This window comes from Paracoccus sp. 228 (genome assembly GCF_000967825.1).
GTDB lineage: Bacteria > Pseudomonadota > Alphaproteobacteria > Rhodobacterales > Rhodobacteraceae > Paracoccus > Paracoccus marcusii.
The window spans coordinates 419,694-434,880 of record NZ_JYGY01000001.1; the positions used below are offsets into that span (position 1 = coordinate 419,694).

The 15,187-nt window shown below is 67.1% G+C and carries 11 protein-coding genes; 7 read left to right on the forward strand and 4 right to left on the reverse strand.

Going from position 1 to position 15,187, the window contains the following annotated elements:
- Positions 1 to 26: 26 nt before the first annotated feature.
- Positions 27 to 1,475: an IMP dehydrogenase gene (gene guaB / locus SY26_RS02005; RefSeq protein WP_045999063.1), complete on the forward strand. Its 1,449-nt coding sequence runs from the start codon at positions 27 to 29 to the stop codon at positions 1,473 to 1,475.
- An 88-nt stretch (positions 1,476 to 1,563) separates the two neighbouring features.
- Here the strand turns inward: guaB and katG are convergent, their stop codons facing one another.
- A complete protein-coding gene (katG, locus tag SY26_RS02010; protein ID WP_045999604.1) occupies positions 1,564 to 3,750 on the reverse strand; it encodes a catalase/peroxidase HPI in 2,187 nt (728 codons plus the stop codon).
- A gap of 250 nt (positions 3,751 to 4,000) precedes the next feature.
- Here katG and SY26_RS02015 point away from each other — a divergent pair, with 250 nt between their 5' ends.
- Together SY26_RS02015 and SY26_RS02020 are read left to right on the forward strand one after the other, a co-directional pair.
- Positions 4,001 to 5,149 (forward strand): RsmB/NOP family class I SAM-dependent RNA methyltransferase, encoded by a 1,149-nt coding sequence (locus tag SY26_RS02015; RefSeq protein ID WP_045999064.1) that lies wholly within the window; start codon positions 4,001 to 4,003, stop codon positions 5,147 to 5,149.
- Positions 5,150 to 5,212: 63 nt separating this feature from the next.
- Complete coding sequence (locus SY26_RS02020) at positions 5,213 to 7,327, forward strand: ATP-binding protein (protein ID WP_045999065.1); 2,115 nt, start codon at positions 5,213 to 5,215, stop codon at positions 7,325 to 7,327.
- 8 nt (positions 7,328 to 7,335) lie between these two features.
- Here the strand turns inward: SY26_RS02020 and SY26_RS02025 are convergent, their stop codons facing one another.
- Entirely contained in the window at positions 7,336 to 7,923 is a 588-nt protein-coding gene (locus tag SY26_RS02025; protein ID WP_045999066.1) for a sulfotransferase family 2 domain-containing protein, read from the reverse strand.
- A 241-nt stretch (positions 7,924 to 8,164) separates the two neighbouring features.
- On the opposite strand from SY26_RS02025, the gene recA reads away from it, so the two are divergent.
- The 4 genes from recA to SY26_RS02045 all read left to right on the forward strand — a co-directional run bounded on the left by recA (position 8,165) and on the right by SY26_RS02045 (position 13,185).
- Positions 8,165 to 9,244: a recombinase RecA gene (recA, locus tag SY26_RS02030; protein WP_045999067.1), complete on the forward strand. Its 1,080-nt coding sequence runs from the start codon at positions 8,165 to 8,167 to the stop codon at positions 9,242 to 9,244.
- Between the two features lie 139 nt (positions 9,245 to 9,383).
- The gene (alaS, locus tag SY26_RS02035; RefSeq protein WP_045999068.1) at positions 9,384 to 12,035 is read left to right on the forward strand and encodes an alanine--tRNA ligase; all 2,652 of its coding nucleotides are present in this window, start codon (positions 9,384 to 9,386) and stop codon (positions 12,033 to 12,035) included.
- Complete coding sequence (locus SY26_RS02040) at positions 12,032 to 12,331, forward strand: DUF1330 domain-containing protein (RefSeq protein ID WP_045999069.1); 300 nt, start codon at positions 12,032 to 12,034, stop codon at positions 12,329 to 12,331. The genes alaS and SY26_RS02040 overlap by 4 nt, the downstream gene beginning before the upstream one ends.
- 59 nt (positions 12,332 to 12,390) lie before the next feature.
- Entirely contained in the window at positions 12,391 to 13,185 is a 795-nt protein-coding gene (locus SY26_RS02045; RefSeq protein WP_045999070.1) for a class II glutamine amidotransferase, read from the forward strand.
- 3 nt (positions 13,186 to 13,188) lie between these two features.
- On the opposite strand, the gene SY26_RS02050 is transcribed toward SY26_RS02045, so the two are convergent.
- Together SY26_RS02050 and gatB are read right to left on the reverse strand one after the other, a co-directional pair.
- Entirely contained in the window at positions 13,189 to 13,497 is a 309-nt protein-coding gene (locus tag SY26_RS02050; RefSeq protein ID WP_045999071.1) for a DUF4177 domain-containing protein, read from the reverse strand.
- 29 nt (positions 13,498 to 13,526) lie between these two features.
- Positions 13,527 to 15,038: an Asp-tRNA(Asn)/Glu-tRNA(Gln) amidotransferase subunit GatB gene (gatB, locus tag SY26_RS02055; RefSeq protein WP_045999072.1), complete on the reverse strand. Its 1,512-nt coding sequence runs from the start codon at positions 15,036 to 15,038 to the stop codon at positions 13,527 to 13,529.
- Positions 15,039 to 15,187 lie beyond the last annotated feature (149 nt).

The following is a 15,187-nucleotide window of genomic DNA, read 5'->3' on the forward strand; positions in this document are numbered from 1 at the left end:
ACGAGATTGCCGCAAGGACACCCCCCATGCAGATTCGTGAGGCCCTCACATTCGACGACGTTCTTCTGGTTCCGGCAGCATCGACGGTGCTTCCCTCGACCGCTGACGTGACCACCCATGTCACCCGGTCGATCCGGATGAACATTCCGCTGCTGTCATCCGCTATGGACACGGTCACCGAAAGCCGCATGGCCATAGCGATGGCGCAGGCCGGCGGCATGGGCGTGATCCACCGCAACCTGACGACCGAGCAGCAGGCCGACGAGGTCCGCCGCGTCAAGCGGTTCGAGAGCGGCATCGTCTACAACCCGATCACCCTGACGCCGGACCAGACCCTGGCCGATGCCAAGGCGCTGCAGGACCGATACAACGTCACCGGCTTTCCGGTCGTCGATGCGGACGGGCGCGTGCTGGGGATCGTGACCAACCGCGACATGCGGTTCGCCAGCGACATGCGCACCCCGGTGCGAGCCATGATGTCGTCGGACAACCTGGCCATCCTGCGCGAACCGGCCGACCGGGCCGTGGCGATCAGCCTGATGAAGGCGCGCCGGATCGAAAAGCTGCTGGTCACCGACGGGTCGGGCAAGCTGACCGGCCTTCTGACGCTGAAGGATACCGAAAAGGCCGTGCTGAACCCGCAGGCCTGCAAGGACGACCTGGGCCGCCTGCGCGTGGCCGCAGCCTCCACCGTGGGCGACGAGGGCTTCGAGCGCAGCTGCGCGTTGATCGAGGCCGGCGTGGACATGGTCGTGATCGACACGGCCCACGGCCATTCCGCAGGCGTCGCGCGCGCGGTCGAACGGGTCAAGGCGTTCCGCGAGGGCGTGCAGGTGGTTGCCGGCAACGTCGCCACGACCGAGGCCACGCGCGCGCTGATCGGCGCAGGCGCGGATGCGGTCAAGGTCGGCATCGGGCCGGGCTCGATCTGCACCACGCGGATCGTGGCGGGCGTGGGAGTGCCGCAGCTGACCGCGATCATGGATGCCGTGGCCGGTGCGGGCGACATCCCGATCATCGCTGACGGCGGCATCAAGTTCAGCGGCGATTTCGCCAAGGCCATCGCCGCGGGCGCCAGCTGCGCCATGGTCGGCAGCGCCATCGCCGGCACCGACGAAAGCCCCGGGGAGGTGATCCTTTACCAAGGCCGCAGCTTCAAGTCTTATCGCGGGATGGGCTCGCTGGGCGCGATGGCGCGCGGATCGGCCGACCGCTATTTCCAGAAGGACGCGGCCAGCGACAAGCTGGTCCCCGAGGGGATCGAGGGGCAGGTGCCCTACAAGGGGACGGCCAACGCCGTGGTGCACCAGCTGGTCGGCGGCCTGCGCGCCGCGATGGGCTATACCGGCTGTGCCACTGTCGCCGAGATGCGCACCAACTGCCAGTTCGTCCGCATCACCGGGGCAGGGCTGAAGGAAAGCCACGTCCACGACGTGCAGATCACGCGCGAAAGCCCGAACTACCGTCTGGGCTGAACATCGGCATCACAGCGAAAAGGCGGCCCCCGCAAGGGGGCCGCCTTTGTCATGGTCGGTCGGGGCGCACGGATGCGCCCCTGCCGGATCAGGCCGCGATGTCGAATCGGTCGGCGTTCATCACCTTGACCCAGGCGGCGACGAAATCACGAACGAACTTCTCGGCGTTGTCGTCCTGGGCATAGACCTCGGCATAGCTGCGCAGGATCGAGTTCGAGCCCACGGTCACGTCCACGCGCGACGCCTGCCAGCGGACGGCGTCGGTCTTGCGGTCGCGGATCTCATAGACCTCGGCGTCGCCTTGGGCCTTGGTCCAGCGGTTGGCCATGTCCGTCAGGTTGACGAAGAAGTCCTGCGTCAGCGCGCCTTCGCGGTCAGTCAGCACGCCCAGCTTGGACCCGCCATGGTTGGCGCCGATCACCCGCAGCCCGCCAAGAAGGACGGTCATCTCGGCCGCGGTCAGGCCCAGCAGCTGCGCACGATCCAGCAGCAGTTCCTCGGCGTTGACGGCGAAATCGGCCTTCAGCCAGTTGCGGAACCCGTCATGCACCGGCTCCAGCGCGTCGAAGGATGCCGCATCGGTCTGCTCTTCGGTCGCGTCGCCGCGGCCGGGGGCAAAGGGCACGGTGATCGCGTGGCCCGCCGCCTGCGCGGCCTTCTCGATGCCGACATTGCCGGCCAGCACGATGACATCGGCCAGTGGCACGCCGGCCTCATCGGCGATGGGCTGCAGGACGGACAGGACGCGGGCCAGACGCTCGGGTTCGTTGCCGGCCCAGTCCTTCTGCGGGGCCAGACGGATGCGGGCGCCGTTGGCACCGCCGCGCAGGTCGGACCCGCGGAAGGTCCGCGCGCTGTCCCAGGCCGTCGCCACCATTTCGGCCACGGTCAGGTCGGTCGCCGCGATCCGCGCCTTGAGGCCCTCGACGTCGTAATCGGTCCGGCCCGCTGGAACCGGATCCTGCCAGATCAGGTCCTCGGACGGCACGTCGGGCCCGACATAGCGTGCCTTGGGACCCATGTCGCGGTGGGTCAGCTTGAACCAGGCGCGGGCGAAGGCGTCGTCGAAGCTTGCCGGATCGGCGATGAACTTCTCGCAGATGGCGCGATAGACGGGGTCCACCTTCATCGCCATGTCCGCGTCGGTCATGATCGGCATGGTCCGGATCGATGGATCCTCGACATCGGCGGGCATGTCCTCGGGCTTGATGTCCACGGGCTCCCACTGCCAGGCGCCTGCGGGCGACTTGCGCAGCTCCCACTCATGGCCGAACAGCATGTCGAAATAGCCCATGTCCCACTTGGTGGGGTTGCTGGTCCAGGCGCCCTCGATGCCGCTGACCATCTGGTCGCGGCCGATGCCGCGGCGGCCTTCCTGCGCGTTCCAGCCCAGGCCCTGCTCGTGCAGCGCCGCGCCTTCGGGCTCGGCGCCCATGTTCTCGGCCCGGCCGTTGCCGTGGCTCTTGCCGATGGTGTGGCCGCCGGCGGTCAGGGCGACGGTCTCCTCGTCGTTCATGGCCATCCGGGCAAAGGTCTCGCGGATGTGCTGGGCGGTGGCCGCCGGGTCGGGCTGACCGTTCACGCCCTCGGGGTTCACGTAGATCAGGCCCATCTGCACGGCGGCCAGCGGGTTCTCCATCGTGTCAGGCTTGGTCACGTCCGCATAGCGGCTTTCAGACCCCTCCAGGAACTCCTTCTCGGCGCCCCAGTAGATGTCCTTCTCGGGATGCCAGATGTCCTCGCGGCCAAAGGCAAAGCCGAAGGTCTTCAGACCTGCCTGCTCATAGGCGATGGTCCCGGCCAGCACGATCAGGTCGGCCCAGCTGATCTTGTTGCCGTACTTCTTCTTGATCGGCCACAGCAGGCGGCGACCCTTGTCGGTGTTGTTGTTGTCGGGCCAGCTGTTCAGCGGCGCGAAACGCTGGTTGCCGGTGCCCGCACCGCCCCGACCGTCGCCCAGGCGATAGGACCCCGCCGCATGCCAGGTGACGCGCGCGAACATGCCGACATAGCTGCCCCAGTCGGCGGGCCACCACTCCTGGCTGTCGGTCATCAGGGCGCGGATGTCGTTCTTCAGCGCCTCGACGTCCAGCGACTTCAGCTGTTCGCGATAGTTGAAATCGGGGCCAAGCGGATTCGTCTTGCGGTCATGCTGGTGCAGGATGTCGAAGTTCAGCGCACTGGGCCACCAGTCGGTGTTCGACGCCGCGGTCGAGGTATGGCTGCCATGCATCACCGGGCATTTGCCGGCGCTGTTCATCGGGTTGCCGTCCATCATCATCTCCATCTTGCGGGCCATGCGGGCGATCCGGCGGCATGCCGCGGACCGGTCGCATCGCGGGCGATTCGTCATGGCCGGACAGTAGCTTGGTCGACGCATCAGGTAAATTTCGATTATCTGATCGACACCGTCAGGAATGTTGATGGGGCTGGCCCGGTCCCACGTCATCATGATAGGCCGATGACCTGACAGATCAGCCAAGGGCACCCATGACCCATCACACCCTTTCCGGACGGGCGACATCGTGACGCCCGCCGCCCGCATCAGCGCCGCCATCACCATTCTGGACCAGATCCTTGCCGGCAGCCCCGCGGAACAGGCGCTGTTGCGCTGGTCGCGTGCCAGCCGCTTTGCGGGGTCGGGGGACCGGGCCGCCCTGCGCGATCTGGTCTTCGGTGCCCTGCGGCAGCGCGACAGTCTTGCCGCCTTGGGCGGGGGTCTGACGGGGCGGGAGCTGATGATCGGCCATGTCCGCCAATCCGGCCCGTCGCTGGACGCGATCTTCACCGGAGAAGGCCACGCACCGGCCCCCCTGACGGGGGCCGAGGCCGCCGTGGTTCCCCCCGATCCGCTGCCCGACGACCTGCCCGACTGGTTGCGCCTGGCCTGGCGGCAGGCCCTGGGCGATCAGGCCGATGCCGTGGCTCTGGCCATGACGCAGCGTGCGCCGGTCTGGCTGCGCGTGAACGGGTCGCGCGCGACGCCCGAGCAGGCGGCGGCGGTGCTGGCCGCCGACGGGATCACGGTCGAGGCCGCGCCCCAGCTTGCATCGGCCCTGCTGGTCGTGTCGGGCGACCGCCTGATCGCGCGGTCCAGCGCCTATCTGGACGGCCTGGTCGAGTTGCAGGACCTGTCACCACAGATGGCCTGCGCGCGGCTGCCGTTGGCTCCCGGCCTGCGGGTCCTGGACTATTGCGCGGGGGGCGGCGGCAAGGCGCTGGCCCTGGCCGCGCGGCAGCCTGGCATGCAGGTGTCCGCCCATGACGTGGCCCCGGCCCGCATGGCCGATCTGCCCGCCCGTGCCGCCCGCGCGGGGGCCAAGGTCCAGATCCAGACGCAGCCGCGCGGGACGTTCGACCTGGTGGTCGCCGACGTTCCCTGTTCAGGATCAGGGACATGGCGGCGGACGCCCGACGCGAAATGGCGTCTGACCGCGGCGCAGTTGAGCGACCTCGTAGCGCTGCAGGCCCGCATCCTGGATCAGGTGGCGGCACTGGTCGCGCCCGGCGGTCTGCTGGCCTACATGACCTGTTCCGTCCTTGAGGCCGAGAACGGCGATCAGGTGGACGCGTTCCTGTCGCGTCATCCCGGTTTCCGGCGCATCGACCAGCAGGCATGGACACCCCTGACCGGGGGCGACGGGTTCTTTCTGGCCCAGCTGCGACAGGGTTAACGCAAATTTAAGCAAAGCCGCGCTACGCTGCGCAGGATCGGACGGAACAAGGGACGATTCGCGATGGCGCATCTTGACGAACAGGCGGGCCTGCCGCGCGGGGCGCTGGCGGCGCTGCCGCTGCTGCTGGCGCCGATGGTGCTGGGGGCGGCCGTGCTGATGGCGCGACCGGGCGCCGCGACCGGGACGGCTGCCGTGATTGCCTCGACGGTCGCGGTGGCGTGGTACCTGCTGGGGGGCGCGGTCGCCATGGGTCACCTGGCGCGCGGACTATCGGCCCGCAAGGCCCTGCGCGCCATCAGGGGAGAGGTGGCGACAGCCGCCGACCCGATCTGGATGTGTGATGCCCGCGGCCAGGTGCTGTTTCAGAACGAGGCCGCCCGGACCGAGTTCGAGGACCTGACCGGTCGCCCTGTCCTGTCGCTGATCGCGCGCCTGCGGGCCGATGCCGAAGGGCAGCTGGCCGACCTGACCGCCCGTGCGCTGCGGGTGGGCAATGCCGATCTGGAACTGGCCGAGGGAGAGATCCTGTCGCTGTCCTGCCTGCCCGACGCGCCGCTGCAGATCTGGTCGCTGCACCGCGCCGGGGTCCAGCCCGATGGGTTCGAACTGGCCCTGGCGATGGAGGAGGACCAGCCCCCGGCCGATGATTTCGACGCCATTCCCGTCGCGCTGCTGCGTCTGGCGACCGACGGCCGCATCTGCCGCGCCAATGCCGCCGCGCGTCACCTGCTGGACGGCATGCTGGCGGACGAGGGCCAGAACCTGGCCGAACTGCTGGAAGGGCCGGGACGCCCGCTGGCGGACTGGCTTTCCGACATGTGCGCCGGGCGCGCCACCAACGGAACGGAAATGCTGCGCCTGCGCCACCCCGACAGCCGCCAGGGAGAGATGCGCGACCGCTATTTCCAGCTGTCGCTGGCGCGCGACCCGGCCGAGGCTGGCCGCATGATCGCCGTGCTGACCGATGCCAGCGCCCTCAAGACGCTGGAGGCGCAGTTCGTGCAAAGCCAGAAGATGCAGGCTATCGGCCAGCTGGCGGGCGGCGTCGCGCATGATTTCAACAACCTGCTGACCGCGATCAGCGGGCATTGCGACCTGCTGATGCTCAAGCGGGACAAGGGCGATCCGGATTATGCCGACCTGGACCAGATCAGCCAGAACGCCAACCGCGCGGCGGCGCTGGTCGGACAGCTGCTGGCGTTTTCACGCAAGCAGACGCTGCGGCTGGAGACGCTGGACCTGCGAGACACGCTGGCCGACCTGACCCACCTGCTGAACCGGCTGGTGGGGGAACGGGTGGGCCTGACCATTACCTACGATCCGGCGCTGCGCGCCATCCGCGCCGACAAGCGGCAACTGGAGCAGGTCATCATGAACCTTGTCGTCAACGCCCGCGATGCCATGCCGCAAGGCGGCGACATCACCGTGCGCACCGAAAACCTTCACCTGTCCGAGGCGATGACCCGCGACCAGGTCACGCTGCCCAAGGGCGACTATGTCCGCATCATCGTGCGCGACCACGGCTGCGGCATCGCGCCGGATCATCTTGGCAAGATCTTCGAGCCGTTCTTCACCACCAAGCGCACGGGCGAGGGGACGGGGCTGGGCCTGTCGACGGCCTATGGCATCGTCAAGCAGACCGGCGGTTTCATCTTCTGTGACAGCGTGCTGAGCGAAGGGACGACCTTCTCGCTCTATTTCCCGGCCCATGCCCGCGCCCAGATCGCAGCAGTTCCCGCCGCGCGTCCGGTGCCCCGGCCCACCCCGCAGCTGCAGACCGGCCCCAAGGCGACCGTGCTGCTGGTCGAGGACGAGGCGCCGGTCCGCGCGTTTGCCGCGCGTGCCCTGAAGCTGAAGGGATATGACGTCCTTGAGGCCGGATCGGGAGAGGCCGCGCTGAGCCTTCTGGAAGGGCGCGACGGTCCGGTCGATATCTTCGTCACCGATGTGGTGATGCCCGGCATGGACGGCCCCACCTGGGTCCGCGAGGGGCGGCGGATGCTGCCTTCCGCCAAGGTCATCTTCATGTCCGGATATACCGAGGACATCTTCGTGGACGGACAGGTGCCCATTGCAGACGCATCGTTTCTGGCCAAGCCGTTCACGCTGACCGAGTTGACGCAGATGGTCGAGATGCAGCTGACGCGCCCCTCGGGCAGCGACCGGCTGCACTGACGCGCGGATCAGCCGCGGCTGTACAAGGACGCGTAGACGTCCAGATCGCGGGCCATCGCGTGGCGCAGCCGCGCCTCGGCCTGTTCCCGCAGATGGACGTCGACACTGGGCGGCACGTTGATGCGCGGCAACTCGATCGCGCAATCAAGTCGCGTCTCCAGGAAATCCACGAAGCTGGCGATGTCCTCATAGCGGAAGATGCAGTCGACGCGATGATCGCCGTCCGTCAGGAAGGCACTCTGGCTGCCGATTTCGGGGTGCTGGCCTGCGGCGTAACGCGTCGCGAAATCGGAAAAGTTGATGCCGTCCATGGCATGGCGCGGATCGTCGTGATCGTCGCGCAGCTTGAAGCGGTACCAGCTGCGCAGCCAATCCACCGGATCTCGCATCAGGGCGACCGTGGTGAAATCCGCACCGGTCTGCGCGGAGAGCCACGGGCCGACGAAACGGCGATAGGTGGCGATATTGGTATGCTTGAGCGCGTCCGGTCGCAGCAGCGACGCAGAGGCCAGCGACTCGAGCGCAACCTCGATCGCCGTCGAGCCGGCCTTGGGCGTGGCGAGAAACACCAGTCTCTGGTCCCAGAATATCAGCATGCCTGTCGTCCGATCATGGTGTTGCAGATGCACGGAGGCGTTGGATAGCGGGCCCGCCAAAGGCTGTAAACGCTTTGTTAACCCTGTCCGCGCGATGCTGGCGCAGACGAATCGACAATCGTCCACAACATCCTTGAAAACCTGTTAAGGATGACGCATCTAGTGGTGAACAAGACAAGAACATCCGGTCGGTCGAATTGATTGCCCCGCCCGGAGGGCTGTGAAATAACGTGGGGATCACATGGCACAGGCGAGCATCTTCGACATGACGGACAAACGCGCGGCGGACAAGCAGAAGGCGCTGGACAGCGCCCTGGCCCAGATCGAACGGCAGTTCGGCAAGGGCTCGATCATGAAGCTGGGCAAGGACAGTCCGGTGGCCGAGATCGAGGCGACCTCGACTGGGTCTCTGGGTCTGGACATCGCGCTTGGCATCGGCGGCCTGCCCAAGGGCCGGATCATCGAGATCTTCGGGCCGGAAAGCTCGGGCAAGACGACGCTGACACTGCATGTCGTGGCCGAGGAGCAGAAGAAGGGCGGCGTCTGCGCCTTCGTCGACGCGGAGCACGCGCTGGACCCGCAATACGCCAAGAAGCTGGGCGTGAATCTGGACGAGCTGCTGATCAGCCAGCCCGACACGGGCGAGCAGGCGCTTGAGATCGTGGACACGCTGGTGCGGTCTGGCGCGGTCAGCCTGGTCGTGGTCGACTCGGTCGCGGCGCTGACGCCCAAGTCAGAGATCGAGGGCGACATGGGCGACATGCAGATGGGCAGCCAGGCCCGACTGATGAGCCAGGCCATGCGCAAGCTGACCGCCAGCATCGGGCGTTCGAACTGCATGGTGATCTTCATTAACCAGATCCGCATGAAGATCGGCGTCATGTTCGGCAACCCCGAGACCACAACCGGCGGCAACGCGCTGAAGTTCTATGCCTCGGTTCGTCTGGACATCCGCCGCACCGGCGCGGTCAAGGACCGCGACGAGGTCGTGGGCAACGCCACCCGCGTCAAGGTGGTCAAGAACAAGGTCGCGCCCCCCTTCCGGCAGGTCGAGTTCGACATCATGTACGGAGAGGGCATCAGCAAGGTCGGCGAACTGATCGACCTTGGCGTCAAGGCCGGCGTGGTCGAGAAGTCGGGCGCCTGGTATTCTTATGGTGACGAGCGCATCGGCCAGGGCCGCGAGAACGCCAAACAGTTCCTGCGCGACCGCCCCGAGGTGGCCTTTGCCATCGAGGACAAGATCCGCGCCAGCCACGGCCTGGAATTCGGCGTCGGCGAAGGGTCGGACAGCGGCGACGACGACTCGCTGACCGAATAAGGTCGCTGCCATCACGACGACGGGCGCGGGGGAGATCCTGCGCCTTTTCGCATGCCGGTTGCTGGACAGGGCAGCGGCCGGGCGATAGACCATCGGCAGCCCGGCTTGGCCGGAGACACTTTTGCGATGAAGGCCCGCCATGCCCAGTCTGAATGACATCCGCTCGACTTTCCTTGGCTATTTCGAAAGGAACGGCCACCGGGTCGTGGACAGCAGCCCGCTGGTCCCGCGCAACGACCCCACGCTGATGTTCGCCAATTCCGGCATGGTGCAGTTCAAGAACCTGTTCACCGGGGTCGAGACGCGCGACTACAATCGCGCCACCAGCGCGCAGAAATGCGTTCGTGCCGGCGGCAAGCACAACGACCTGGACAATGTTGGCTATACGGCGCGGCACCACACGTTCTTCGAGATGCTGGGCAACTTCAGCTTTGGCGACTATTTCAAGGACCAGGCGATCGCGCATGCCTGGGAGTTGCTGACCCGCGATTTCGCGATCCCCAAGGATCGCCTGCTGGTCACCGTCTATCACACCGACGATGAGGCTGTGCAGATATGGAAGAAGGTCGCGGGCCTGTCCGACGACCGCATCATCCGTATCCCGACATCGGACAATTTCTGGCAGATGGGCCCGACCGGTCCCTGCGGCCCCTGCACCGAGATCTTCTTCGACCATGGCGACAAGATCCCCGGCGGCCCTCCGGGCAGCCCGGACGAGGATGGCGACCGCTTCATCGAGATCTGGAACCTGGTGTTCATGCAGAACGAGCAGTTCGAGGACGGCTCGATGCGCGCGTTGGACATGCAGTCCATCGACACCGGCATGGGGCTGGAGCGGATCGGCGCGCTGCTGCAGGGCAAGCACGACAACTATGACACCGACCTGATGCGGTCGCTGATCGAGGCCTCGGCCCATGCGACCAGCGCGGATCCCGACGGGCCGGGCAAGGTGCATCACCGGGTGATCGCGGATCACCTGCGGTCGACCAGCTTCCTGATCGCGGACGGGGTGATGCCGTCGAACGAGGGCCGCGGTTACGTGCTGCGCCGGATCATGCGCCGCGCGATGCGCCATGCGCACATGCTGGGCGCGCAGGACCCGGTCATGCACAAGCTGGTGCCCGCATTGGTGCGCCAGATGGGTGCGGCCTATCCGGAGCTGACACGCGCGCAGGCGATGATCGAGGAGACCCTGCGGACCGAGGAAACGCGGTTCCGCCAGACGCTGGACCGGGGTCTGCGCCTGCTGGACGACGAACTGGCGCGCCTGCCCGAAGGGGCCGACCTGCCGGGCGAGGCCGCGTTCAAGCTGTACGACACGTTCGGATTTCCGCTGGACCTGACCCAGGACGCGCTGCGCGAAAAGGGCCGCGCGGTGCAGACCGAAGGGTTCGACATGGCGATGGCCGAGCAGAAGCGCATGGCCCGAGCCGCATGGTCGGGTTCCGGAGAGGCCGCGGATGCGACCATCTGGTTCGAGCTGGCCGAAAAGCACGGCGTCACCGAGTTCCTGGGCTATGACACCGAGGAGGCCGAGGGCCAGATCACCGCGCTGGTGATCGACGGCGCCGACGCGGCCGAGGCGGGCGAGGGGGCCAAGGTCGCCATCGTGGTGAACCAGTCGCCCTTCTATGCCGAAAGCGGCGGGCAGGTCGGCGATCATGGCCTGATCCGCACCGACACGGGCGCGGCACGCGTCACCGACACCAAGAAGGTTGCCGGCGTCTTTATCCATCAGGCCCAAGTCACGATGGGCACGATCAGCCGTGGCCAAGGGGCGCAGCTGTCGGTCGATCACGACCGCCGGTCGGCGATCCGCGCGAACCACTCGGCGACGCACCTGCTGCACGAGGCGCTGCGCGGGGCCCTTGGCGATCACGTCGCGCAGCGGGGCAGCCTGAACGCGCCGGACCGGCTGCGGTTCGACTTCAGCCACAACCATGCGGTCACCGCCGAGCAGCTTGCGGCGATCGAGGCCGAGGTGAACGGCTATGTGCGCCAGAACAGCCCGGTCGAGACCCGGATCATGACGCCTGACGATGCACGCGCCCTGGGGGCGCAGGCCCTGTTCGGCGAGAAATACGGCGACGAGGTTCGCGTCGTGTCGATGGGCGCGCAGCCCGGCAGCGGCAAGGGCGCCGACGGGGCGACCTATTCGCTGGAGCTGTGCGGCGGCACGCATGTCGCGCGGACCGGCGATATCGGGGCGTTCGTGCTGTTGGGCGACGCGGCCTCCAGCGCGGGTGTCCGGCGGATAGAGGCGCTGACCGGACAGGCGGCGCTGGCGCATCTGCGCGATGCGGACAGCCGCCTGGCCGAGATCGCGGGCATCCTCAAGGCGCAGTCCGCCGAGGTGGTGACCCGCGTCCGCGCGCTGGCCGACGAACGCAAGGCGCTGGCCAACGAGGTCGCGCAGCTGAAGCGGCAGCTGGCGATGGGCGGCGGAGACGAGGCCGAGGAGATCGCGGGCGTCAAGTTCATCGCCCGCAAGGTCGAGGGCGTGGGCGGCAAGGAGCTGGGTGCGCTGGTCGACGAGATGAAGGCATCCCTGGGCAGCGGCGCAGTTCTGGTGCTGGCCGAGGATGGCGGCAAGGCCACCGTGGCCGCGGGCGTCACGCCCGATCTGACCGGTCGCATCAGTGCCGTGGCGCTGGTGCAGGCTGCGACGGCTGCACTGGGGGGCAAGGGCGGTGGCGGCCGCCCCGACCGGGCACAGGGTGGCGCGCCCTCTCTGGCGGCCGCGGAAACGGCGTTCCAGGACGCCCGCAAGATCATCGAGGACAGCAAATGACAGCGCTTTGGATTGCCCATGTGACCGTGACGGACCCGGACGCCTATGGCCTTTACGCCAAGGCGGCGGGTCCTGCGATCGCCGCCCATGGCGGTATGTTCCTGGCCCGCGCCGGCCGCTATCACGTGCTGGAGGGGGCGAACCGCGCCCGGCACGTGGTTGCGCGGTTCCCGTCGCTTGATGCGGCCGTTGCCTGTTATCACAGCACCGAGTACCAGGCGGCGCTTGCGCATGCCAAAGGGGCCAGCGAACGCGATCTTGTCATCGTGGAAGAGGCCGCACCCCCTACGGAATAGGTGAAACCTTCAGACTTTCGTGCTAGTCCTGTCACAAAAGAGACGTGAAGGGGCAGGGCATGTGTCGTTGGGCCGCCTATCTGGGCGCACCGATCTTTCTGGAGGATATCGTCAGCCGGCCGGCGCATTCGCTGATCCGGCAGAGCCAGGGTGCGATGCGATGCCATACGCCGGTGAATGCCGACGGCTTCGGCATCGCGTGGTACGGCGAACGTCCCGAACCGGGGCTGTACCGAGATGTCATGCCGGCCTGGTCCGACCCGAACCTGCGCAGCCTTGTGGCGCAGGTGCGGTCCGGCCTGTTCATGGCGCATGTGCGCGCGTCGACGGGGACGGCGACCAGCCGCAACAACTGCCATCCCTTTGCCGTCGGTCGATGGAGCTTCATGCATAATGGCCAGTTCGGCGGCTATGACGCCTTCCGCCGCCATGCCGACGTGCTGATCCCGGACGAATACTATCCCCACCGCAAGGGGGCGACCGACAGCGAGGCGCTGTTCCTGGTCGCCTTAGGATGCGGGCTGGACCAGAATCCCAAGGTTGCGATGGAACGGGCGCTTGGCCTGTTGGGCACATTGGCGCGTCAGCGCGGATGCGCGCCGCATGTCCGCGCCGCCTGCGCCCTGTCGGACGGAGAGCGGCTGTACGCGCTGCGCTACAGCAGCGACGACCAGGCGCCGTCGCTGTACCATCGATGGTCGGAAAGCCGTCAGGGCTGGGCCGTCGTGTCCGAACCGCTGGAGAGCGACGAGGCGGACTGGACCGAGGTTCCCCCCGGCAGCTTCTGCACGTTCGAGCGTGACCGGGTCGAGGTCGTGCCGTTCTGCCCCGAACCGCTCAGCGCGGCTGCCTGACCCTCACGGGCGGTCGGTCATCGCATCAGGGGCCGCGGGCGCAGCCTCGGGCTGGGGCAGACGGCGCAGTTCGGGATCGACGCTGTGCGGGCGGCGGAACACCAGCACGTTGTGATAGACCGTGGTGCGCCCGGTCAGGCCGCTGCGCTCCTCGCTTGGCAGGACATCGGCGCGCACGTATTCCCAGCCCTCGGCCGACATGCGGTTCAGCTCTGCCGTCAGCGACAGGGCATACCGGTCGGTCGGCGTCTTTGCCTCGCGGGCCTTCTCCGTCTTGGTCGGCGCGGGGATGACGGAATATTCAAAGCGCATGTCAGCGTCCTGTCGCGATGGGATAAGGGTCACAGAGCCAGTTTCCGGGCGACCATGTCGTTGACGGCGGCGGGATTCGCCTTGCCCCCGGTGGCCTTCAGCACCTGACCCACGAACCAGCCCGCCAGCTTGGGGTTGGCGCGCGCCTTTTCGACCTGGGCGGGGTTGTCGGCAATGATCTGATCGACCGCGGCCTCGATCGCGCCAAGGTCGGTGACCTGCTTCATGCCGCGTTCCTCGACGATCCGGGCGGGGTCGCCGCCTTCGGTCCACAGGATCTCGAACAGGTCCTTGGCGATCTTGCCGGAAATCGCGTCCGATGCGATCAGGTCGATCACGCCGCCCAACTGCGCGGCGGACACCGGAGAGGTCGCGATGGTCAGACCTTCCTTGTTCAGGCGGCCGAACAGTTCGTTGATGACCCAGTTCGCGGCCATCTTGCCGTCGCGGCCCGATGCCACGGCCTCGAAGTAATCGGCGTTCTCGACTTCTGCGGTCAGTACGCCCGCATCGTATTCCGACAGGCCCATGCCCTGTACGAAGCGGGCCTTCTTCTCATCGGGCAGTTCGGGCATGGATGCCGCGATGTCGTCCACCCATGCCTGCTCGATCTCCAGCGGCAGCAGGTCGGGGTCGGGGAAGTAGCGGTAATCATGCGCCTCCTCCTTCGACCGCATCGACCGCGTCTCTCCCTTGTCGGGATCATAGAGGCGCGTCTCCTGGACGATCTTTCCGCCATCCTCAAGGATCGCGATCTGGCGCCGGGCCTCATAGTCGATGGCCGCCTGAATGAAGCGCATGGAGTTCATGTTCTTGATCTCGCAGCGCGTGCCCAGATGGCCGAAATCGCCGGTCTCCTGGAACCGTTCGTAATCGCCGGGCTTGCAGACGCTGACGTTGACGTCGGCGCGCAGGTTGCCGTTTTGCATGTTGCCGTCGCAGGTGCCCAGATAGCGCAGGATTTGGCGCAGCTTGACGACATAGGCGGCGGCCTCCTCGGGGCCGCGGATGTCGGGGCGGCTGACGATCTCCATCAGGGCGACGCCGGTGCGGTTCAAATCGACGAAGGACATGGTCGGGTCCATGTCGTGGATCGACTTGCCCGCGTCCTGTTCCAGGTGGATGCGCTCGACGCGGACGCGGCGGGCGACGCCGGGGGCCATGTCGACGATGATCTCTCCCTCGCCCACGATGGGGTGGTACAGCTGGCTGATCTGATAGCCCTGCGGCAGGTCGGGATAGAAATAGTTCTTGCGGTCGAACGCGCTGCGCAGGTTGATCTGGGCCTTCAGGCCCAGGCCGGTGCGGACCGCCTGCGCCACGCAGAATTCGTTGATGACCGGCAGCATGCCCGGCATGGCCGCATCGACGAAGGCCACGTTGCTGTTGGGCTCGGACCCGAAACGGGTCGAGGCGCCAGAAAACAGCTTGGCGTTCGATGCGACCTGGGCGTGAACCTCCAGCCCGATCACCAGCTCCCAGTCCCCTTGCGCGCCTTGGATCACTTTCGGCTGCGGGGCGGTGAAGGTCAGGTCAAGCATGGCGGGCCTCTTTGGCGGCAAACGGTCTGGCGGCGGTTTTAGGGCAAGGCCGCGGCATTGTCACGGCCCCGCCCGCCACTGCTGCGCGAATCATCACGGGCGCCCTGCATTGCGTAAAATTCGAATGAACGGCGGTGTTCGGCCATGGC

What these genes read in the sequence shown, in the direction of transcription:
- guaB (WP_045999063.1), top strand. Translation starts at nt 27, where the DNA reads ATGCAGATTCGTGAGGCCCTCACATTCGACGACGTTCTTCTGGTTCCG.
- katG (WP_045999604.1), bottom strand. Translation starts at nt 3,750, where the DNA reads ATGGACGGCAACCCGATGAACAGCGCCGGCAAATGCCCGGTGATGCAT.
- SY26_RS02020 (WP_045999065.1), top strand. Translation starts at nt 5,213, where the DNA reads ATGGCGCATCTTGACGAACAGGCGGGCCTGCCGCGCGGGGCGCTGGCG.
- SY26_RS02025 (WP_045999066.1), bottom strand. Translation starts at nt 7,923, where the DNA reads ATGCTGATATTCTGGGACCAGAGACTGGTGTTTCTCGCCACGCCCAAG.
- recA (WP_045999067.1), top strand. Translation starts at nt 8,165, where the DNA reads ATGGCACAGGCGAGCATCTTCGACATGACGGACAAACGCGCGGCGGAC.
- alaS (WP_045999068.1), top strand. Translation starts at nt 9,384, where the DNA reads ATGCCCAGTCTGAATGACATCCGCTCGACTTTCCTTGGCTATTTCGAA.
- SY26_RS02040 (WP_045999069.1), top strand. Translation starts at nt 12,032, where the DNA reads ATGACAGCGCTTTGGATTGCCCATGTGACCGTGACGGACCCGGACGCC.
- SY26_RS02045 (WP_045999070.1), top strand. Translation starts at nt 12,391, where the DNA reads ATGTGTCGTTGGGCCGCCTATCTGGGCGCACCGATCTTTCTGGAGGAT.
- SY26_RS02050 (WP_045999071.1), bottom strand. Translation starts at nt 13,497, where the DNA reads ATGCGCTTTGAATATTCCGTCATCCCCGCGCCGACCAAGACGGAGAAG.
- gatB (WP_045999072.1), bottom strand. Translation starts at nt 15,038, where the DNA reads ATGCTTGACCTGACCTTCACCGCCCCGCAGCCGAAAGTGATCCAAGGC.